24 protein-coding genes are annotated in these 20,135 nt (G+C 65.1%); 10 read left to right on the top strand and 14 right to left on the bottom strand.

From position 1 onward, the window contains the following. Positions 1-267: 267 nt before the first annotated feature. Positions 268-1,479 carry a cytochrome c gene (locus AC0L2O_RS32225; RefSeq protein WP_473372612.1) on the top strand — a complete coding sequence of 404 codons (1,212 nt, stop codon included), beginning with the start codon at positions 268-270 and terminating at the stop codon, positions 1,477-1,479. A gap of 156 nt (positions 1,480-1,635) precedes the next feature. Here AC0L2O_RS32225 and AC0L2O_RS32220 read toward each other — a convergent pair whose 3' ends face one another. Further along, positions 1,636-2,280, bottom strand: coding sequence for a trimeric intracellular cation channel family protein (locus AC0L2O_RS32220; protein WP_369723143.1), 645 nt, complete (start codon positions 2,278-2,280; stop codon positions 1,636-1,638). A 166-nt stretch (positions 2,281-2,446) separates the two neighbouring features. Here AC0L2O_RS32220 and AC0L2O_RS32215 point away from each other — a divergent pair, with 166 nt between their 5' ends. Beyond that, positions 2,447-2,842: a hypothetical protein gene (locus AC0L2O_RS32215; protein ID WP_473372611.1), complete on the top strand. Its 396-nt coding sequence runs from the start codon at positions 2,447-2,449 to the stop codon at positions 2,840-2,842. A 58-nt stretch (positions 2,843-2,900) separates the two neighbouring features. Here the strand turns inward: AC0L2O_RS32215 and AC0L2O_RS32210 are convergent, their stop codons facing one another. From AC0L2O_RS32210 to AC0L2O_RS32200, 3 genes are read right to left on the bottom strand one after another with little or no spacing between them, the layout of a single operon-like run. Beyond that, entirely contained in the window at positions 2,901-3,710 is an 810-nt protein-coding gene (locus AC0L2O_RS32210; RefSeq protein WP_473372610.1) for an isocitrate lyase/PEP mutase family protein, read from the bottom strand. Positions 3,711-3,761: 51 nt separating this feature from the next. Next, positions 3,762-4,112 carry an antibiotic biosynthesis monooxygenase family protein gene (locus AC0L2O_RS32205; RefSeq protein WP_473372609.1) on the bottom strand — a complete coding sequence of 117 codons (351 nt, stop codon included), beginning with the start codon at positions 4,110-4,112 and terminating at the stop codon, positions 3,762-3,764. 23 nt (positions 4,113-4,135) lie between these two features. Beyond that, on the bottom strand, positions 4,136-4,444 hold the full coding sequence (locus AC0L2O_RS32200) for an NIPSNAP family protein (protein ID WP_369723139.1): 309 nt from the start codon (positions 4,442-4,444) through the stop codon (positions 4,136-4,138). Between the two features lie 246 nt (positions 4,445-4,690). On the opposite strand from AC0L2O_RS32200, the gene AC0L2O_RS32195 reads away from it, so the two are divergent. The 3 genes from AC0L2O_RS32195 (at position 4,691) to AC0L2O_RS32185 (ending at position 7,050) form a co-directional block, all read left to right on the top strand. After that, positions 4,691-5,389, top strand: coding sequence for a metalloregulator ArsR/SmtB family transcription factor (locus tag AC0L2O_RS32195; RefSeq protein WP_369723138.1), 699 nt, complete (start codon positions 4,691-4,693; stop codon positions 5,387-5,389). 193 nt (positions 5,390-5,582) lie between these two features. Continuing rightward, entirely contained in the window at positions 5,583-6,590 is a 1,008-nt protein-coding gene (locus AC0L2O_RS32190; RefSeq protein WP_473372608.1) for an alpha/beta fold hydrolase, read from the top strand. 208 nt (positions 6,591-6,798) lie between these two features. Then, the gene (locus AC0L2O_RS32185; RefSeq protein ID WP_249756523.1) at positions 6,799-7,050 is read left to right on the top strand and encodes a GCG_CRPN prefix-to-repeats domain-containing protein; all 252 of its coding nucleotides are present in this window, start codon (positions 6,799-6,801) and stop codon (positions 7,048-7,050) included. 115 nt (positions 7,051-7,165) lie between these two features. Here the strand turns inward: AC0L2O_RS32185 and AC0L2O_RS32180 are convergent, their stop codons facing one another. Both AC0L2O_RS32180 and AC0L2O_RS32175 read right to left on the bottom strand, forming a co-directional pair. After that, a complete protein-coding gene (locus AC0L2O_RS32180) occupies positions 7,166-7,459 on the bottom strand; it encodes a twin-arginine translocation signal domain-containing protein (RefSeq protein ID WP_369723136.1) in 294 nt (97 codons plus the stop codon). Between the two features lie 98 nt (positions 7,460-7,557). Beyond that, a complete protein-coding gene (locus AC0L2O_RS32175; protein WP_473372607.1) occupies positions 7,558-7,872 on the bottom strand; it encodes a hypothetical protein in 315 nt (104 codons plus the stop codon). 273 nt (positions 7,873-8,145) lie between these two features. Here AC0L2O_RS32175 and AC0L2O_RS32170 point away from each other — a divergent pair, with 273 nt between their 5' ends. Next, positions 8,146-8,298, top strand: coding sequence for a hypothetical protein (locus AC0L2O_RS32170; protein ID WP_473372606.1), 153 nt, complete (start codon positions 8,146-8,148; stop codon positions 8,296-8,298). Between the two features lie 28 nt (positions 8,299-8,326). On the opposite strand, the gene AC0L2O_RS32165 is transcribed toward AC0L2O_RS32170, so the two are convergent. Together AC0L2O_RS32165 and AC0L2O_RS32160 are read right to left on the bottom strand one after the other, a co-directional pair. Then, complete coding sequence (locus AC0L2O_RS32165; protein ID WP_473372605.1) at positions 8,327-8,674, bottom strand: hypothetical protein; 348 nt, start codon at positions 8,672-8,674, stop codon at positions 8,327-8,329. 159 nt (positions 8,675-8,833) lie between these two features. Then, positions 8,834-10,366 (bottom strand): acyl-CoA carboxylase subunit beta, encoded by a 1,533-nt coding sequence (locus AC0L2O_RS32160; protein ID WP_369723133.1) that lies wholly within the window; start codon positions 10,364-10,366, stop codon positions 8,834-8,836. Positions 10,367-10,506: 140 nt separating this feature from the next. Here AC0L2O_RS32160 and AC0L2O_RS32155 point away from each other — a divergent pair, with 140 nt between their 5' ends. Together AC0L2O_RS32155 and AC0L2O_RS32150 are read left to right on the top strand one after the other, a co-directional pair. Next, a complete protein-coding gene (locus AC0L2O_RS32155) occupies positions 10,507-10,911 on the top strand; it encodes a DUF4260 domain-containing protein (protein WP_473372604.1) in 405 nt (134 codons plus the stop codon). A gap of 156 nt (positions 10,912-11,067) precedes the next feature. Further along, on the top strand, positions 11,068-11,664 hold the full coding sequence (locus AC0L2O_RS32150) for a hypothetical protein (RefSeq protein WP_473372603.1): 597 nt from the start codon (positions 11,068-11,070) through the stop codon (positions 11,662-11,664). A 170-nt stretch (positions 11,665-11,834) separates the two neighbouring features. On the opposite strand, the gene AC0L2O_RS32145 is transcribed toward AC0L2O_RS32150, so the two are convergent. Genes AC0L2O_RS32145 through AC0L2O_RS32135 form a run of 3 tightly spaced genes read right to left on the bottom strand, consistent with a single transcriptional unit; the run spans position 11,835 to position 14,574 of the window. Beyond that, positions 11,835-12,098 carry an EscU/YscU/HrcU family type III secretion system export apparatus switch protein gene (locus AC0L2O_RS32145; protein ID WP_473372602.1) on the bottom strand — a complete coding sequence of 88 codons (264 nt, stop codon included), beginning with the start codon at positions 12,096-12,098 and terminating at the stop codon, positions 11,835-11,837. After that, a complete protein-coding gene (gene fliK / locus AC0L2O_RS32140; protein WP_473372601.1) occupies positions 12,095-13,726 on the bottom strand; it encodes a flagellar hook-length control protein FliK in 1,632 nt (543 codons plus the stop codon). Before fliK ends, AC0L2O_RS32145 begins: the two co-directional genes overlap by 4 nt. Positions 13,727-13,779: 53 nt before the next feature. Next, positions 13,780-14,574 (bottom strand): ATP12 family chaperone protein, encoded by a 795-nt coding sequence (locus AC0L2O_RS32135; protein ID WP_473372600.1) that lies wholly within the window; start codon positions 14,572-14,574, stop codon positions 13,780-13,782. A gap of 73 nt (positions 14,575-14,647) precedes the next feature. Between AC0L2O_RS32135 and AC0L2O_RS32130 the strand changes: the two genes are divergently transcribed. Then, a complete protein-coding gene (locus tag AC0L2O_RS32130; protein WP_473372599.1) occupies positions 14,648-15,094 on the top strand; it encodes a hypothetical protein in 447 nt (148 codons plus the stop codon). Between the two features lie 144 nt (positions 15,095-15,238). Here the strand turns inward: AC0L2O_RS32130 and AC0L2O_RS32125 are convergent, their stop codons facing one another. Genes AC0L2O_RS32125 through AC0L2O_RS32115 form a run of 3 tightly spaced genes read right to left on the bottom strand, consistent with a single transcriptional unit; the run spans position 15,239 to position 19,249 of the window. Then, entirely contained in the window at positions 15,239-16,456 is a 1,218-nt protein-coding gene (locus tag AC0L2O_RS32125; RefSeq protein WP_473372598.1) for an RluA family pseudouridine synthase, read from the bottom strand. Positions 16,457-16,508: 52 nt separating this feature from the next. Next, positions 16,509-17,846, bottom strand: a complete 1,338-nt coding sequence (locus AC0L2O_RS32120) for a replication-associated recombination protein A (RefSeq protein WP_369723124.1) — start codon at positions 17,844-17,846, stop codon at positions 16,509-16,511. Beyond that, positions 17,843-19,249, bottom strand: coding sequence for a DegQ family serine endoprotease (locus AC0L2O_RS32115; protein ID WP_409188262.1), 1,407 nt, complete (start codon positions 19,247-19,249; stop codon positions 17,843-17,845). The genes AC0L2O_RS32120 and AC0L2O_RS32115 overlap by 4 nt, the downstream gene beginning before the upstream one ends. Positions 19,250-19,578: 329 nt before the next feature. Here AC0L2O_RS32115 and AC0L2O_RS32110 point away from each other — a divergent pair. Next, positions 19,579-20,135, top strand: a 557-nt coding sequence (locus AC0L2O_RS32110) for a porin (RefSeq protein ID WP_473372630.1), incomplete at its 3' end; no start/stop codon positions are given.

Raw genomic sequence — 20,135 nt, 5'->3', positions numbered from 1 at the left:
CCCTTTTGAGCGCCTGGCTGCTTAAGCCGTTGCCTGCCCGTTGTTTTTAGCTAGGGCGCGCCGACCATCCGCGCCACTCTATGTCGGATATTTAACGCTCCGCACCACAAATCTGGGCTCGACCTGCCGACGGGAAAAAAACGCAATTTCGTGGCCGGAAAGGGCGCACGCCTTTTCAGTTTCTGTCACCCTACCCGGCTGTCGCGCAATGACGTGACGCCGCTATACTCCGGCACTCGACGATTGGTCGCGGGAAGAAGGCTGTCGATGCGGACGATTCTGGCTGTGGTGCTCTTGTGCAGTGCGGTTGCGCGTGCCGCCTTGGCCGCCGAGCCGTCGCCGGAGCTGATCGCCAGCGGGAAGGCGCTGGTCGAGGCCGGCGATTGTGCGGGCTGCCATACCGCCGATCCCGCAAAGCCGTTCGCCGGCGGAAAGCGCATCGACACCCCGTTCGGCGGGATCTATGCGCCAAACCTGACGCCTGACCGCGACACCGGGATCGGCGCCTGGACGGATGCCGATTTCACCCGCGCCCTGCGCTACGGCACCGCGCCGGACGGCTCGCTTTATTACCCGGCATTCCCCTACCCTTATTTCACCAGGATGACGAAGGACGATACGCTGGCGATCCGGGCCTATCTCGGCACGCTCACGCCCGTCGCCAGCCGCAACAAGCCGCCGGAGCTGCGCTGGCCGCTCGGCTATCGCGGCCTGATGCGGGTCTGGGATTATCTGTTCTTCAAGCCCGGCCTGTTCGAGCCCGACCAGGGCAAGACCGCGGCATGGAATCGCGGCGGCTATCTGGTCACCGGGCTCGGCCATTGCGGCGCCTGCCACACCCCCAAGAACTATTTTGGCGCGGACAAGACCGCCCAGGCCTTGTCCGGCAGCGAGATCGGCGGCTGGTTCGCGCCGCGGCTCGATGGCGCTGCCCGCACCGGCCTGCAGTCGTGGAGCGCGGCGGACATCGCCGAGTATCTGCAGAGCGGCCGCAACGCCAGGAGCCATGCCGGCGGCCCGATGGCCGAGGTGATCGTGAACTCGACGTCGAAGATGAGCGACGCCGATGTGCACGCGATCGCGGTGTATCTGAAAGACCTGCCGCCGGCACGGCGCGAGCCCAAGGTGATGCCGCCGGATGAGGCCGAGATGAAGGCCGGCCAGGCCGTCTACGCAAAACTCTGCGTCGCCTGCCATGAAGCCGACGGCTCGGGCGCGCCGCGCATCTATCCGCCGCTGCCGGCCAATGCGCTGCTGCAGTCGATCAACCCATCCTCCACGCTCCGCGTCATCCTCGACGGCGCTCACACCGTGACGACGCCGCGCGCGCCCAACACCGGCGAGATGCCAGGCTATGCCGGGCAATTGTCCGACGAGCAAATCGCGGCGGTGACGAACTACATCCGCAACTCCTGGGGCAATGCCGCGCCGCTGGTGACACCGGCGCAAGTGGCGAAGGCGCGCGGGCAGGAGCCGTAGGAAGCACCCGTCGACACTCAAGAGGTCGTCATGCCCGGGCTTGTCCCGGGCATCCACGTTCTTCGCGCCGCGGCAAAGGTCGTGGATGGCCGGGACAAGCCCGGCCATGACGTCGTGGAGAGCACAGGCGCCCAACCTCTGCTGAGACGCGAAGAGTTACCGCTCCTCGTCCCCCGTGAACACGAATTTCGGCATGTCCCATTTGTAGCGGACTGCGAGCAAGCGAAAGCTGATGCCGAGAATGAAGGTGAGGATAGTCCAGAGTTCGGCGTTGAGATTAAGTCCGAACGCCGTCGCATAGAACAGTCCGGTCACCACCGAGACGCTGGCGTAGAGTTCGGAGCGGAACAGCAGCGGCACGTCATTGCAGAGCACGTCGCGCAATACGCCGCCGGCGCAGCCCGTCACCATGCCGGAGACGATGACGATCGGCAGCGAAGCATCCATCTGCCAGGCGACGTCGCATCCGGTCATGGTGAAGACGACGAGGCCGATGGCATCGAGCACGATGAAAGCGACGCTCAACCGATGCACCAGCCGCGCGATCAGGATCGTCAGCAGCGCCGACGCGCCCGGCAGCACGAGATAGACCGGGTTCGCGACCCAGGCCAACGGATAATGACCGAGAAACAGGTCGCGCAGCGTGCCACCGCCGAGCGCCGTGATGCTGCCGAGCATGCAGACGCCGACATAGTCCATGCTGCGCCGGCCGGCAGCCAGCGCTGCCGTCATGCCCTGGGACGCCAAGGCGACCAGCGTCAAAAGATGCAGCACGCTATCGCCCGGCGGCAGGCTCCACATCGCCTTGTTCCCTTCATCTCGCAGCGCAACCTACGTCCGGAGTTCCCGGATGAACAGGTTCCCGATTCCTGAGGCGGGAGCAACATGCGACGAAAGCATAAAGGCCGGGGAACAGAACCTCGCATCCCCGGGTTGTCCAGCCGCAATAATCGAGGAGATCCAATCGATGGCAGACGACCGTTTTCCGAACGATCCGTATCGCCCGAATCTCGCCGACGATGCGTATCGAAGTGCGGCGCGACGGGATGCCGACCTCCAGGTCGATCCCGAACTCGGCGAAGGCCCCGCCTCCAGCGGCAAGATCGCGTTGTTTGCGGTCGCAATAGCCCTGGTGCTGGGTGCCGTATTCTACGGGCTCAACAATTCGAGCACGCCGAACCAGGCCAGCAACGCCCCGTCGACGCAGACCGCTCAGCAGACCGCACCGGCCACCAATCCGGCCGCGCCTCCGGGCATGCGTGACGTGACCCCGCGCAACAATACCGCGCCGGGCGTGACCACGGGTGCCGCACCGAGCAAGCCAGCCCCGGATGCGCAGACGCCGCCGTCTGGCGCCAAGTAGCGGCGATCACGACATACGAGAGCGGCGGGATGAAAGTCCCGCCGCTTTTCGTTGACCTCTAGCTGAACATCTTGTTGAGCTCGCCGCCGGGATAACCGCTGCCGAGCTCAGTGAAGGTGCCCTTCTCCGCCATCTCTTTTGCAGCGCGCATGAAGCCGCCCCAAGCCGCGCGGGCGAGCGAGCCGCCGACGCTGATCCGGCGCACGCCGAGATCCGCGGCTTCCTGCAACGACAGGCCGGAGCCGCCGATCAGCAGGTTGAACGGTTTCGGTGCGACAGCCTTCACCACCGCAGCGATGTCCTCGCGGGTCTTGAGGCCCGGTGCATAGAGGCAGTCGGCGCCGGCGTCTGCATAAGCGGTGAGCCGGTCGATGACGAGCTTGAGATCGGTCACGCCCCACAGATACGCCTCGCAGCGGCCGACGAGCAGCGTGCCGCTGTCGCCGATCGCCTGGCGCGACGCCTTGATGCGCTCCACGGCGAGCGCGCGCTCATAAATCGGCTTGTCCTTGTCACCGGTGGAATCCTCGATCGACAGACCGGCGACGCCGGTGCGCACGCCGCGCTCGACGTGATCCGCGACCTTGTCCGGCTCGACCGCAAAGCCGCCTTCGAAATCCGCGTTCACGGGGATGTCGACCGCCGAGCACAATGCTGCCAGATGCTGACAGACCTCCTCGACGCTGACGTGATTGTCGGCCTTGCCGATGGTCCAGGCAAAGCCCGCGCTCGATGACGCCACTGCCTTGAAGCCGAGATGCTGCAACGCCTTGGCGCTGCCGATATCGACCGGATTGGGCAGGATGAAGCAGCCGGTCTCGTGCATCTTCTTGAATGTCGCGCGCTTGTTTGCGGTGGTGACCTGCATGTTTCTCTCCCTTGTTAGCCGCGCAGACATAGGCACGCGCCCGAGACAACGCTAGTGCGCGTCGTGCACCGCGCGGCTGTCCTTTGGCGCCTGCTCCCGATCATTCATGCCGTAGTCACGGATGACGCTGGCGATGCGCAGATGATAATCGGCAAAGATCTGCGCCCTGCCCCTGGCCTGGGTGCGCCGGTGCTCCATCGTGTTGCGCCAGGCGGCGACAGCTTCGTCGTCGCGCCAGAATGACAACGACAGGATCTTGCCCTTCTCGGTCAGGCTTTCAAAACGTTCGACCGAGATGAAACCGTCGATGGTTTGCAGGATCGGCTTCAGATCTGCTGCGAGGTCGAAATAATCCTGGCGGTGTTCGGGCTTGGGCCAGACCTCGAAGATCACGGCGATCATGGGCATCTCCTGAACTTGATGGCCTACAATACCACCTTGCGCAGGAAGGTGCGCTCTTCCGCGAGGATGAATTTATTGTCCTCGGCGAAATGGAAGTTCGCCATGCCGTCGGCATCCTGCCGCAGCCTTGCGCGGTAGGCCTCGTAAGCGGCAAGGCTTTCGAAAGTGATCAGCGCGAACGCGATGTTGTTGGTTCCCTCATGGGGCATGAAATAGCCGATCAGGTCGCCACCGCATTTCGGGATGATGCTGAGCCAGCGCTTCGAATAGTCCTCGAACTGCGCGCGCTTGAAGGGATCGAGCTGGTAACGAATGAAGACGGTGATGGACATCTAAGTTTCCCCTTTCTTGTTGCGCGAGCGAAGCGCCAGTTCCTCATCCTGAGGAGCTTGCGCAGCAAGCGTCTCGAAGGATGAAGGCCCCGCCGGTGGCCTCGCCCTTCGAGACGCGCGCAAGAGCGCGCTCCTCAGGGTGAGGATCGAGATTTCAGTTTTGCTACGCCGTTCGCTCGCAATGACGTGTTTGTGGCAACACGCTACGCCCTTGATCGACTTCAATGCTTCGGTTATCATCGAAGCATGAAATCAGGACCCGACATCGCCATGGTCGCCGCGCTGGTTGGCGACCCCGCCCGCGCCAACATGCTCACGGCGCTGATGAACGGCCGCGCGCTCACCGCGAGCGAGCTGGCGCAGGAGGCCGGCATCACGCCGCAGACTGCGAGCTCGCATCTCTCCAAGCTCGAGGCCGGCGGGCTGGTCGAGCCGGAGAAGCAGGGCCGCCACCGCTACTACCGTCTCACCGACGACGACGTTGCCGGCGTTCTCGAAGGCCTTGCGGGCCTTGCCGCACGGACCGGCCACATGCGCGTGCGCACCGGGCCGAAGGATCCGGCGCTGCGGCGCGCGCGGATCTGCTACGACCACCTCGCCGGCGATCTCGGCGTGCAGATGCTCGACAGCTTGCGCGAACGGCGCCTGGTCAGGCAGAAGAAGCAGGAGATCGAGCTGACGCCGGAAGGCGAACGCTTCCTCGCCAACCATTTGCAGATCTCACCGGAGATGCTCGCCCATCCGCGCCGCCCGGTCTGCAAGGCGTGCCTCGACTGGAGCGAACGCCGCCACCATCTGGCCGGCACGCTCGGTGCGGCCATGATGCAGCGTTTTGCCGAGCTGAAATGGGCCGCGCGCGATGCCACCCCCGGCAGCCGCGTGGTGAATTTCACCCGCACCGGCGAGAAGCAGTTCGCGGCGCTGTTCGGCAATGGCAACGACTGATCGCGCAAGATGCGTGACCGCACACAATCGCGTGTGAACGGGTCTCTCACCATGGCCGGGCTTGACTAGGCCGTCCGCGGGATTATGGCCTCCGTCATTCCGGGGCGATGCAACGCATCGAACCCGGAATCTCGAGGTTCCGGGTTCGCGCTCCGCCCGCCCCGGAACGACGCCATCAGCTATGAGAATCTCCATGTATCGCATCCTCCCGGCAGCGCTTGCAGTCGCTCTTGTTACTATCCCGTTTGCGTCACAAGCCGCCGACAACGCGCTACGTGAGCCTTACGGCATCGCGCTCGAAGGTTTTGCCTACCCCTATCCCGCGCACCTGCTGCCGGTCGTCAACGACGGCGAGCAGCTCAGCATGGCCTATATGGACGTGGCCCCAGCGCAGCCGAACGGCCGCACCGTGGTGCTGCTGCATGGCCGCAACTTTCCGTCGAGCTCTTGGGCGCCCGTTATCAAGATGCTGGCCGAGGCCGGCTACCGCGTCGTCGTGCCGGACCAGATCGGGTTCGGCAAATCCTCCAAGCCGCAAGGCGAGCTGCATTTCGACACGCTGGCGCGCAACACCATCGCGCTGCTCGATCATCTCAAGATCGACAAGGCCGAGATCGTCGCCCATTCACTCGGCGGCATGCTTGGGGTGCGCATCGCCCGCGCCTATCCGGATCGCGTCGCGCATTTGGTGTTGACCGCGCCCATTGGGCTCGAGGATTACCGCCTCTACGTGCCGCCGACACGGACCGAGAGCATCATCGAGGCCGAGGACAAGCTCACCGCCGAGGGCTATCGCAAGCAGCTCCAGACCAATTACGCGATCAAGCTGCCGCCCGAGGCGATCACGCCGTTCATCGACGCCCGCTTCAACATCAAGGGCAGCCCCGATTATCCGCGCTGGCTGCGGGCCTTCGTCAGTTCGGGCCAGATGATCTATCGCGAACCGGTCGCGCACGAGATCGCGCTCATCACCTCACCGACGCTGTTCGTCATGGGCGCCGACGACCACAACGCGCCGGGACGGCCGAACGCACCGGAGGCGCTGCGGGCGAAGATGGGGCAGAACGCCGAGCTCGCGAAAGCGTTTGCCGCGAAGATGCCGAATGCGCGGGCGGAGGTCATTCCGGACACCGGCCACCTCGTCTTCCTGGAGGCGCCGGAGAGGTACAAGGAGTTGGTGCTGGGCTTTCTCGGCCATTAACGCCATCGCTGTCGCCTCAAGCGGGATGCCGGCAGCGTTCATGCCGCATTCAGGTCGTGGTGGGCAGGTTTGGGGTGCGACGTCTCGGCACGTTGCACTAATTTTAACGTGTCGAATCCTGTCTTTTGATTCATTCTGCGCCGCAAGCTCTCTCCCCCTTAGACCTGCCTCCAAGATCCACCCTCAAGCACGAGAAGGAAGACCATCAATGAAATATCTGTTCGCCGCCGTGATGCTCGCCAGCGCGGTCGTTGGTTTCAGCGAGGCCGCCAGCGCCGCCGGCGGTTGCGGTCCGGGCTGGTACCGAGGCCCCTATGGCGGCTGCCGCCCGATGCGCGGTCCGGTCGTTGTCCGCCCGGGTCCGATCGTGGTTGCGCCGGCCCCTGTCGTGGTCGTGCCGCGCGCGCGCGTGTGCCCCTATGGCTTCCGCTGGTACGCCGGCCGCTGCCGCCCGTTCTGATTTTTTCACACAGCAAAATGGCCGGGCGGCGAAAGCCTGCGCGGCCATTTCGTTGAGACCCGCAGCGGAAAAAGGGGATCGTAATCGCGATCCCCTTTTCCGTTCCAGAACGCGGCTACCAGTGCCGCCAGTGGCGGCGATGCCAGCGGCGACGCCAGCCCCAGTGACGGTGGCGCCAACCCCAGTGACGATGATGCCAATGGCCGTGCCAGCGCACCTGCTCCGGCTTCATGCCGGCCACTTCCTCGCTGCTGGTGACGGCCGGTCGGAGATCGGTGTTCGCGTCCGGCAGGTGGGTCGGACCGTCGATCGGTTGCGGTGACAGCGGCGCGGCCTGCGCGGCGGCCGTGAACGCGGCGGCGCCAGCCGCGACACCAATGGCCAGTTTGAGAAAATTACGGCGTTCCATGAACATCTTCCTCTTGGATCATCGTGCCCGTGATGCAGAGGCAAGTGTCGCCGTGACGACATGAACCGAAACTGAATCGCACGTTCAGATTGGCGCAGCTACGTCCCAAATTCCTGCATCAGCACCAGCGTCTCGCGCGTGCGTTTCACATCCGGCCACTCCCGATTGAAATCGGCGACCAACTGCTTCAGCGCGTCGCCTTTCAGCATGGCCGCAAGCCTGGCCTCGTCGTCGAACTGATACATCGCCTGATGCAGCGATGGATCATCGAGACTCCAGAACCGCCAGGCCATGGTGACGCCGAACGCCTTCACCGCGTCGGGCAAATGTTCCGTCTCGTACCATGTGTCGAAGGCGGCGCGCCTGCCGGGATCGGTGACGATGGCACGGACGACGAAGAAGGCGGCAGGCATCGGATGTCCTCCTGTTGTTTGGCGCCAACGAAGCTTGGCAGTAAGCGAAACCCAGCGATCGCGTAGGCAAAGCGCAGCGTGCCCACCACCTCGGCCACCGCAAAAATGGTGGGCACGGCGCAAGCGCGCCTTTCCCATCCTACAAGAACCGCGGCGGACGCAGCGCGCACCGGAACGTGACGAGCCGCACATCATTAACCCGGCGATAACCATAGGATCACAGCCGCCGGAACCAAGCAATTTGCTTCAAATTATCGCAGCGGAAGGTGACACATGGCCCGCATCGAATACCTGAGAGAGCAACTGGCCCGCGCCGAGCGGCTGGCGAAAGCCATCCTCGATCAGCAGACCGTGGAGCGGCTTCAGGCCTACGCAGCCGAATGCCGCTCCGAGCTGCAGGAGCTGACGCACAGGGCTGCGGCGTGATGCGTGCTGTGCGCCCGCAAACGTGGCGTCACACCAGCTTCATCGGCGTATCGGCAACCACGCGAAGGTCGATGCTTCCGATCAGTTGTGCCCGAAGCGCCTCCGCGGAACGGATCGCGTCCTCCGTCTGCCGCAACGTGCTGACGTTCGAGCCGAGCGAGACAATTCCGCCCAACACCAGGGCGATCGATCCGAGCGCGGCGGTTTGAGCGAAGCCGAACACGCCGAGGATCGTCACCAGCAGCAATGCTGCGCCGGCGCTGATGGCGAATTTGGAGGCCAGAATGTACTTGCGGCATCGCTCGGCGATCTCGGCCAGCGCCTCGATCCGCGCTTCTATATCTGAGATCTCGTCGGTCGGATCGTCTTCGGTCATTGGATTTCAAATCGTCGCGATGCACGTGTTGTGCGTAACGCGCAGAGCTTGATCTTCAGGCAAGTCGAAGACACTCGGCATATCACGCTCGTCTTCGGCTACCTGCATCGATTGCGTCCTGGTGAGCTGCGGCTTCGCCTGACCCACCCGACGCTTCATTCACAACGGCAAATTGTCGTGCTTCTTCGCCGGCGTCTCGACCTTCTTGTCCCTGAGCATCGCCAGTGCCCGCGCGATGCGCTTGCGGGTCGAGTGGGGCATGATGACGTCGTCGATGTAGCCGCGCTCGGCGGCGATGAAGGGGGACAGGAAGCGGTCTTCGTATTCCTTGGTGCGCGCCGCGATCTTGTCGGGGTCGCCGATGTCCGAGCGGAAGATGATCTCGACGGCGCCCTTGGCACCCATCACCGCGATCTGCGCGGTGGGCCAGGCGTAGTTCATGTCGGCGCCGATCTCCTTGGAGGCCATGACGTCGAACGCGCCGCCATAGGCCTTGCGGGTGATGATGGTCACGAGCGGCACGGTGCATTGCGAATAGGCGAACAGAAGTTTTGCGCCGTGCTTGATCAGGCCGCCATATTCCTGCGCGGTGCCGGGCAGGAAGCCGGGCACGTCGACGAAGGTGACGATGGGGATGTTGAAGGCATCGCAAAAACGAACGAAGCGCGCCGCCTTGCGTGAGGCGTCGGAGTCGAGCACGCCGGCCAGCACCATCGGCTGGTTGGCGACGAAGCCGACGGTGCGGCCGGCGATGCGGCCAAAGCCGGTGACGATGTTCTTGGCAAAGGCATCCGCGATCTCAAAGAAGTCGCCTTCGTCCACGACCTTCAGGATCAGCTCCTTCATGTCGTAAGGCTTGTTCGGGTTGTCGGGGATCAGCGTGTCCAGGGACATGTCGACGCGGCCGATGTCGTCGAAGCTCGGCCATTCCGGCACGCCATCGGTGTTGTTCGACGGCAGGAAATCGATCAGGCGCCGCATCTGCAGCAGCGTCTCGACGTCGTTCTCGAACGCGCCGTCCGCGATCGACGAGCGCGTGGCGTGAACGCTGGCACCGCCGAGTTCTTCTGCAGTGACGACTTCGTTGGTCACCGTCTTCACCACGTCGGGGCCGGTGACGAACATGTAGCTGGTGTTCTTCACCATGAAGATGAAGTCGGTCATCGCCGGCGAATAGACGTCGCCGCCGGCGCACGGGCCCATGATGACGGAGATCTGCGGGATCACGCCGGAGGCGAGCACGTTGCGGCGGAACACGTAGGAATAGCCGGCGAGCGCGGCGACGCCTTCCTGGATGCGAGCGCCGCCCGCGTCGTAGAGGCCGATGATGGGCGCCCTCGCCTTCATCGCCATGTCCTGGAGCTTTGTGATCTTCAGCGCGTGGGTCTCGGACAGCGAGCCGCCGAACACGGTGAAATCCTTGGCGAACACGAACGTCTTGCGGCCGTTGACGGTGCCCCAGCCGGTGACGACGCCGTCGCCCGGCACCTTGTTCTTCTCCATGCCGAACTCGGTGGAGCGGTGCTCGACGAACATGTCGAATTCCTCGAACGATCCCTTGTCGAGCAAGAGCTCGATGCGCTCGCGCGCGGTCAGCTTGCCGCGGGCATGCTGCGCCTCGATGCGCTTCTCCCCGCCGCCGAGCTTGGCGCCGGCGCGACGGTCTTCAAGGGCGTCCAGGATATGTTTCATTTGCTCCCGCCAGGTCTTAACTGATGCGGGGTTCTAACACGGCGTTTTGCGGGCCGGAAAGCGCCCTTTCGGGCTCGCAGGGCTGCCCTGCCGGCGCCGAAAGCGTGAGGGATTACAAAGTTTTGCCGGAGGAGACGAGCATGGACGAGCGAGCTGCCGAGACCGGCGCGGTGACCGGCGGCGTCAAGATTCTGCTTCGCCTGGAGGGGCTGACCCTGTTCGTGGGCATGGTGATGCTCTACGCGGCCTGGGGCGGCTCCTGGCTGGTGTTCGCCCTGCTGTTTTTCGTCCCTGATCTCAGCTTCCTGGCGTACCTCGCCGACGCGCGGTTCGGCGCGATCGTCTACAATGCCGCCCACAGCTACATGGCGCCGGTGACGCTGCTGACGCTGGGCCTCGGCTTCGCCTCGCCCTTGACCCTGTCCATCGCCTTGATCTGGCTCGCCCATATTGGAGTCGACCGGGCGCTCGGCTACGGCCTGAAATACTCGGCCGGCTTCGGCTTCACCCATCTCGGGCGGATCGGGCGGCAAACTGGCGCCTGATGTCGCGCGCTTTCGCGGCGGGATTGCAGCCATTTTGTCGGCCCTGCCCGGTTGACCGGCGCAGCCGATTCAGGCTTGCTCACGCTTCAGGATCAGGCGCCGAATGTTGCGTAAGCTCAGTCGGTACGGCGGCGGTCATCACGTCTGGCATCACCCATGTCCGCCACGGTCGTCTCGCTGCCGCCGAACTCGTCGTCCGAAACCACCGGCTTCCTGCGGCGGATGGCCAGCATGGTGTCGGGGCGGAACGGCGAGATGCTGCTGCGCGCCGCCGCGCTGATCGAGTCCCTGACCCAGCGGGCGATGACGGCCGAGCGGCTCTTTCACCAGGCGCAGGAAGAGAGCACGCGTAACGCCGAGCGGCACGAAGCCGCCGAGCTTGCCTCCGACGCCATGATTGGCCAGATCGCCGCGCTGCGCACACAGCTCGCCGAAGTGACGGCGGCGGCCACCGCTGAGCGGACCGCTTTCGACACCGAGCGCGGCAAGCTGCTCGGCCTGATGCAGGATGCGGAAAGCCATATCGGCAAGCTGACAACCGAGCTCGAGACGCTCCGCGCCTCGGTCGACAGCTTCAACGAGACCGCGGTCTCCGTACCGATCGAGGTGCTGCGGCTGGCGCGGACGCAGTTCGATTATCTCTCGGGCGGCTTTGCGCAGAAAGGCGACGTGATCTCACAGGCGATGAGCGAGATCGGCGGCTTTGCGATCGACCAGGCGCTGGCGGTGAAGAGGCAGGCCGGTCCCGCCTAAAGGCGCCGCGGAGATAGTCTGGATTGCTTCGTCGCAAGAGCTCCTCGCAATGACGAGCCCTACGGTTCACCGGGTTTGAACGGTGGCTGCTAGTTCTGCCTGGCCATGAGACAGGTCGCCGCTCCATGCTTCCGGCGCCGCGCGGGCCAGCACGGGTCCGCGTCCAAGCTCTACCGCACCCGGCCCGACAGGCGCAGCACGAACACCAGCACTTCGGCGACGGCCTTGTAGAGGTCGGGCGGGATCTCCTCGCCAAGCTCGATCTTGGACAGCGCGCCGGCCAGGACCTCGTTCTCCTCGATCGGGATGTCGTGAGCTTTGGCGATCTCGACGATCTTTGCACCGATCGTGCCCTTGCCCTTGGCGACGACCACCGGCGCGCCGCTGCCCTTCTCGTAATGCAGCGCAATTGCGAGCTTGGAGGCGTCGCTCATGTGGCACGATCCAGAAAGTGCCCGGCGCGCGCCGGTGCGGGCTGTGGCGGAGTGCCGTCCCGCACCACGATGTCGCCGGGCTTGAGCTCGGCCTTCGTCATCGCCTGGCTGAGCTCGCCGATACCGGCGCGGAGCTGCTGCGCCGTCGCCGGCCGCTCCGCCCACATCCGCACAAAGGTCTTGTCGCCATTGAGCGTGATCAGCGCGTGCACGGGGCCGGTCGGTTCGACATTGAGCGAGAAGCGCGCGCGCCAGGCGCGTCTGGCAGGATCGGCGGATTCGTTGCCGCCGTCGCGCGAGATCTCGAACTGCGCCATCGCAGTGCCCTGCGGGGTTGCAAAGGGAATCTCGAAATTCCACTGCGGCACCGTCGGATCGACGCGATGGCCGCTGGCATCGACGCGATCCGGAAGCGAGGCGACCTGCAACAAGGTCTGCCGCGCGATCGCGGCATCGGCGTCGTCGAGCAGGCGGTGCACGGCTGCGGCGAGCGGCGTATCCGGCGCGAGCGATGGTGACGCGATAGATTGCGGCGATGGCAGCGCGCCGCGGAACGGCGGCGGCGTGACGCGCGCGGCCGCCTCGAAGATGTGGCCATCCGGCACGGCCTTGTTCGAGCCGGGAACGTTGCCGATCATGCGCGGCAGGTTTTGCGTGACCTCCTGCAGCAGGGTTGCGGCCAGACCAGCGGACATGGTGCGCGGGAGCGCCTGCTGGGCTCCCGCGGCTATCTCAGTCAACACGGCGGTCGCGAGATTGGCGCTGCGCGGCGTTTGCAGCGATGGGGCGATCTCTACGTCAACTGCCGGCGACATCACCTGCGTGGCCTCGCGCACAATTTGAGCGATCGGACCTGCGAGCTGCGGCGTGGCGGCGGAGTTCGCGGGGAGTACGGCGCCTTGCGTTGCCATCTGCGGTACGCCGCTCTCGAGCGCACCGGAGGTCGCGGTCAGCGTCTGGCGCAGCACGAGCAGCGCGGCCTTCAGGTCCGGCACGGGAGATGGCGCAGCCCCCGCCGCGAGTGAGGCCTCGAGGAGCAGCCCGGACTTCTGGAAGGCGGATTGGATGTCGGCTCCGTCAAGGCCGGTATTGAGCGGTGTCTGCTGCGCCAGCACGTCCAGCACCGCCTGCTTCAGTCCTGCCGGCAAATCGCTGCCCGTGACGACGGAGGCCAGGTTGGCGAACAAGGGGGCCTGGCTACCTTGTTTGGTAACGGCGTCAGCCGAGGCCCATGTGACGGCGACCTGCTCGGATGGCGTCAGAGGATTGCGAGCCGTGGTCGCGGACGGCGCAAGCGACGGGCTCTCCACCAGCGAGGCCGCGCCCGGCGTCAGCGTGATCTGATCCGCTTTTGCAGCCTCGCCCGCTCCGTTGACGACGGCGAGCCGGATGGTGCCGTCGTTCTGCGACACCGCAAGCTGGAGACTTTGCCCTGGCGTCAGCGGCACTTCGGACATCACGTCCAGGGACAGGTTTGCGATCGCGATCCGCACCAGATTGTCGGCGAGCAGGCTCACGACCCTGGCGTCGACGACGCTACCGGCCTGAAGCACGAGGTCCGGCGTCGCCGCATCAGCCACGGGGCTGGCAGCGCTGACCGGAGTAATGGAGCTGATCGGCGTTGCCATCTCAGGGGCCCAGGAGCACGGGCCACCCTAACGCCTGCGTCGTAAACCTGTCGTTAAGGACCTTCGGCCGTCGTCGGCTGCATGGCCGCCAGAACCGTTACGGCGGCCTGAAAATCCCTCAGACGGGCGGCGCGGCGGGCAGCTGATTCCTCGTCCACGCCCCACTTCTCGGCATTCCAGTCCTCATCGGCGTAAGCAGCCGCCCAGACCTGGTCCGCGTCGCGCACCCCGTGCGCCAGCGCCAGCGCCAGCAGGGCCGAACCAGTCAGGGTCGTGATCACGTGGAGCGCTGCCACGGACCACGCATCCTGTGGCAGTGCGGCGCGCGCAGCCTGAATGGCCTCGTCCGGTTGCTTCACGTGCATGATGCCTTCGGACAGAATGAAATGGGCCCCAAGCGTCTCCGCGGCCCAGAACAGCACGGGATCCCAATGCGCGGCCTCGCGGGCGACCAGCCCCTCCGGATGACCGGCACGATAGAACAGCAGGTCGGACTGCAGATAGTTGGCGAGATCGTCGGTGACGAGATCGACGCGGTCGACGACGCCCTCGACCACGCTGTTGGCAATCCGGGTCAGCGGCATGCTCAGGGGGGCGATCGTCTCCCCCTGCGCCGCCCATTCCGCGGCAACTGCGTCGGCGAGCGCGCGCGAGGGGATCGCCACCTGGCGGCCCGAGGGCGTGCGGATTGGCTTGCCGTCGAGCGTGATGGCAAAACCGCCCTCGGCCTCGGCAACACCAGCCTCCTTGTAGAAGCGCTTGCGCTGCGGCTTGCGCGCGGCCTGGCGGACCGCCTCCTGCGGATCGAGCGGGGATCGCCCCGCCATCTCGTCGAAAAGTTCACGCATTTGGTTTTTGGCCCCGGACGCACAATACTAGGCCTTTAAGATAAGACCGGCAGCCGATAAAGCGAGCGGCGGGATGAGGGAACTTGCAGGCATTCTGGCGCTCTTCGCCGGGTTTTGGCTGGCCACCGCGCAGGCCGGCTTCCGCAGCCCGGAATCGCTGGTGCGCAATGTCTATGCCTATTACGGCGAGGGCACGCCGGAGCTGTCCAAAGGCCTGCCGCGGGATGCCGCGAGCGCGCGGCAATTCTTCGATCCCAGCCTGCGCAAGGCGTGGTCCGCGCCGAGGGCCGAGCCCTATGACTTCCTGGTGCAGAGCCCAAGCTGGAAGCTCGGTCCGGTCGCGATCGCAATCCTGCGCAAGCAATACGACAAGACCTATGTCGCGGCGAAGTTCGACAATCACGGCCGGCCGGTGACGCTGAACTTCATCCTGGTCAACGGGCCGGAGGGATGGCTGATCGCGGATGTCGAGAGCCCGCATGACAGCCTGCGGATGTTTCTGGAGCAGTTTCGGAAGTGAGTGGCGCGAACCACCGCTGTCTCCACACCGTCATTTGCGAGCGCAGCGAAGCAATCCAGAGTCTTTCCGCGGGGACAGACTGGATTGCTTCGTCGCAAGAGCTCCTCGCAATGACGGGGCTAGCAGCAGTGCCTCATAGCACCACTACTCTTCCGGCGCGTTCTCGATCGGATCAAATCTGCTTGCATCCAACCCGAGCAGATTCCACGACTGCTGCATATGCGGCGGCAGTGGCGCGGTGGCGTCGATCACGCCGCCGCGCGGATGCGGGATCACGATGCGGCGCGCCAGCAGGTGCAGCCGGTTTTGCAAGCCGCCCGGCAATTGCCAATTCTCGATGTTGAAATATTTGGGATCGCCGACGATGGGATGACCGATATGCGCCATGTGCGCGCGGAGCTGGTGGGTGCGCCCCGTCACCGGCTTCAGGGAGACCCAGGTCAGCTTGTTGCCGGCGGTTTCGACCACCGCGTAGTAAGTGACCGCGTGGCTCGCGCCCTCGTCGCCATGCTGCGCGATGCGCATGATGGTGTCGTCCTCGCTCTCCTCCTTGGCAAGGAACGTCGAGATGCGGCCCTGCTTCGGCTTCGGCAGGCCCGGCACCAGCGCCCAATAGGTTTTCCGCGCCGAGCGCGAGCGGAAGGCGCCGGTCAGATGGCTCGCGGCGAAGCGCGTCTTGGCGACGAGCAGACAGCCCGAGGTCTCGCGGTCGATCCGGTGCACAAGGCGCGGCTTCTGTCCCTTGGAATCGCGCATCACCTCGAGCATCTGGTCGATGTGCCGTGTCATGCCCGAGCCGCCCTGCACCGCGAGCCCGGCGGGCTTGTTCAGCACGAGAACGTCGTCGTCCTCGTAGATCGTCATCTCCTTCAGCGCAGCAAGCGTCTTCTGGGCGGCTTCCGACAGCGAGCCGGGCGCCGCTTTCGGCGCATCCAGCTTCAACGGCGGAATGCGGACGCTCTGCCCCTCCTCCAGCCGGTCCTTGCTGTCGACACGCTTGCCGTCGACGCGCAGCTCGCCTTTGCGGACGACGCGCTGGATGTGGGAGAACGACAGGCCGGGAAAGCGCGCTTCCAGGAAACGATCGACGCGCATGTTGTTCTCGTCGGCGGTGACGGTGACGCTCTGCACCTTGGTCGGCAACAGCGCCTCGACAGGCTTGGCTGGCGCAACCCTTTCCAGCTCGGCTTTTGGCGGACGCCGCTCGGCGCGCTCCGCCGCAAACCGCGGCGGTTTTGCACCCGGCTTGCCACCCGGTCGCGGCCCGGCCTTCTTCACGCTGCGGGCCTTGAACGGGCGTGAATCGTCGCGCTCGTCACGCGAACGGGGCTTTGGGTTCATTCTCTTGATGCGGCGGCTCATGGTTGCCTGCGTACCCTAAAAGCCGGCCCCCGTCACGGCGAAATGGCCGTTTCTAGCGCGAGCCGCCCCGCTCCTTGCGCAGCTTGGCCCAGTAATCCAACCGCTTGCGGATCTCCCGCTCGAAACCGCGGTCCGGCGGGTCGTAGAAGGTCTGACGGCCGAGGGCCTCTGGAAAGTAGTCCTGCCCCGAAAAGGCCTCCGGGGTGTCGTGGTCGTATTCGTAAGACGCGCCGTAGCCTTCCGACTTCATCAGCTTGGTCGGTGAATTCAGGATGTGTTTTGGCGGCAGCAGCGAGCCAGCCTGCTTTGCCGTCTGCATGGCGGCGCCGAAGGCGGTGTAGACCGCGTTCGATTTCGGAGCAGTGGCGAGATAGACCACCGCTTGCGCAATGGCGAGTTCGCCCTCGGGATGGCCGAGAAAGTCGAACGCATCCTTTGCGGCATTGGCGATGACGAGCGCCTGCGGATCGGCGAGCCCGATGTCCTCGACCGCCATGCGCACGACGCGGCGGGCCAGAAACAGCGGGTCCTCGCCTGCATCGAGCATGCGCGCGAGATAATACAGCGCGGCGTCGGGATCGGAGCCGCGCACCGATTTATGCAGGGCCGAGATCAGGTTGTAGTGGCCGTCGGCGGATTTGTCGTAGATCGGCGCGCGGCGCTGCAAGATGTCCTGCAATTGGGCGGCGTCAAAGATCTCGTCCTTGCGGGCGGCGCGCCAGACCTCTTCGGCGAGCGTCAGCGCGGCGCGGCCATCGCCGTCGGCCATGCGCACGAGCACGGCGCGCGCTTCCGCATCGAGCGGCAGCTTGCGGCCTTCGACCGCCTCGGCATGCACGAACAGCTTCTCGATCGCAGCCGCGTCGAGCGAATGAAACACCAGCACACGCGCCCGCGACAAAAGCGCCGCGTTGAGCTCGAAGGACGGATTCTCGGTGGTGGCGCCGACCATGACGACCGTGCCGTCTTCCATCACCGGCAAGAATGAATCCTGCTGGGCACGATTGAAGCGGTGCACCTCGTCGACGAACAACAGCGTGCCCTTTCCCATCTCGCGGCGGGCGCGCGCGGCTTCAAAGGCTTTCTTGAGATCGGCGACGCCGGAGAACACCGCGGAGATCTGCTCGAAATGCAGGTCGGTCGCATCCGCCAGCAGCCGCGCCACCGTGGTCTTGCCAGTGCCCGGCGGCCCCCAGAACACCAGCGAGCCCAGCGTGCGCGTCTCCAGCATGCGGGTCAGCGCGCCATCGGGGCCGAGGATGTGATCCTGACCGACGACCTCCGCCAGCGCACGCGGCCGCAGCCGGTCCGGCAGCGGATGCGGAGCTTCGTGATCGAGCCCCGCCGCGGCAAACAGCGTCGGCGTCTCCTGTGGTCGCTTCGGACTCATCCGCCCAGCGTGACGTTGATCTGCTGGCCGCCGCGCACCAGCGTGATGCGCCACAGCCGCTGGCTTGCGGCCGCCGCCTTCTCGAGATCGCCGGTCTTGCCGATCTTCTGACTGTTGACGGCGAGGATGATGTCACCCTTCTGGAAGCCGACACCGGCTGCCGGCGAGTCGTCGCCGAGCTCGGTGATGACGACGCCTTCGGTGTCGGCGTCGAGATGCAGCTCGTCGGCAACCGCAGGCGTGATGGTCGAGACCTTCGCACCCTGGAACGGCGAGCGTGTCGTGATGACGAGCTCGTTGCGGCCCGAATCCGGCGCGGTCTCCAGCGCCACCGCCAGCTTCACCGGCTTGCCGCCGCGCTGCACGTCGATCTGCGCCGTACCGCCCAGCGGCCGCGTCGCGAAGCGATAGTCGAACGCGTTGGGGTCATCCACGCTCTGGCCGTCGATCGCAACGATCAGGTCGGAGGATTTCAACCCGGCCTTGGCGGCCGGCCCATTCGGGACCACGCTTGCGACCAGCGCGCCGGACGGCGAGCGCAAGCCGAGGCTTTCCGCGATGTCGGGTGTCACCGCCTGGAGACGTGCACCAAGCCAAGGACGCTTCACCGCCTTGCCGCCGCCCTTGGCGGAGGCGACGACCACACGCACCATATTCGCCGGAATCGCAAAGCCGATGCCCTGCGAGCCGCCGGAGCGCGAATAGATCGCGGTGTTGATGCCGGCGAGCTTGCCGCTCATATCGACCAGCGCGCCGCCGGAATTGCCGGGATTGATCGGGGCATCGGTCTGGATGAAGAACTGGTAGTCGGTGATGCCGACCTGGGTGCGCGCGAGCGCCGAGATGATGCCGTGGGTCACGGTCTGGCCGACGCCGAACGGATTGCCGATCGCCAGCACGACGTCGCCGACCATCAGCTCATCCGAATTGGTGAAGTCGAGCGTCGGAAACTTCTCCTTGGTGTCCTTCAGACGCAGCACCGCGAGATCGCTGCGGGTATCCTTCAGCACGATGTCGGCCTCGAACTCACGTTTGTCCGACAGCGACACCTTGACCTGGTCGGCGCCCTCGATGACGTGGACATTGGTGACGACGAGGCCGGAAGCGTCGACAATGACCCCGGAGCCGAGCGAACGCTGCATCTGCTCGGGCTGCTGGCCCGGGACGCCGAAGAAGCGACGGAAGATCGGGTCGTCCAGAAGCGGGTTGCGATTCTGCACCATCTTGGCGGCATAGACATTGACGACCGCGGGCTGCACCCGCTGGACGATTGGCGCGTAGGACAACCGCAGCTCTGCCGGCGACGACGGGACCCGACGGTCCTGGGCGGACGCCGGATTGAGACTGGCCGAAAAAGCAAGGCACGATGCCGTCACGACGGCGGTCCAGATCGATCGAAACATTCCTACCTCTCGGAAAAGACGCCGGAATATAGGCGCGTTCGCCCCCCATTAGAAGGCCGCCGGGCGGCAATATTCAGCCCGCTTCTGGGGCCTTTCGGGCTGCAAGCTTTGCGAGCGGGACGACAATTTGCCTCGCCGCGCATTGGCATGACGCCCGTCATCTTGCATTCTGGACGGACGGATTCGGTTGCGACGAATTTACATCAGTGGGAACCCGGCAACCGTGATGCGCCGTCGCGGAGCAGTCATCGATCGTTCTTAGGCTCTGCGCTTTCGACTTGGGGAAGCTCGTCAACCGAAGGAGTGATGACGTGAGCAAAGCAAGATTCATGGCCACGGCGATTGGTCTCGCGGGCGCGCTGGCGGCCTCGCAAGTGCAGGCAGAATCGGCGAGCAATAGCGAGCAGGAGATCGCACTGCTGAAGCAGCAATTGAAAATGCTCGAGCAGAAGCTCGACAGACTGCAAAGCCAGACCACTGCGAACGCAGCGGCCACGGCGAAGACCAAGGCCGAGGTAAAGGCTGAAGCCAAAGCCGAAGCCCGCTCCGAAGCGAAGGCCGTCGTCGCCAACGCCAATGCTGCGATTCCAGTCAAGGGCCCTGCACCGGCATCCGGCGTTGTCGTAACGATGCCGAACAACCGGCCGACGATCTGCACCGCCGATACAGCGAACTGCGTCGCCATCACCGGGCGCGTGCATTGGGACGTCGGCGGCTACGACTATCGTCCCAACACCGCGGCCACCGTGCCGCAGAGGCTCGACAGCGGCGAGAACGTCCGCCGCGCCCGCATCGGGCTCGCCGGCAAGTTCTTCAACGACTGGAATTTCGCACTGGTCTACGATTTCGGCGGCACCTCCGACGGATTTGGCGGGGCAGCTCCGGG

The organism is Bradyrhizobium sp. Kon10 (genome assembly GCF_055807395.1).
Note: the sequence above shows the minus strand (reverse complement) of the source record. Positions and strands in the feature narration are given on the sequence as shown.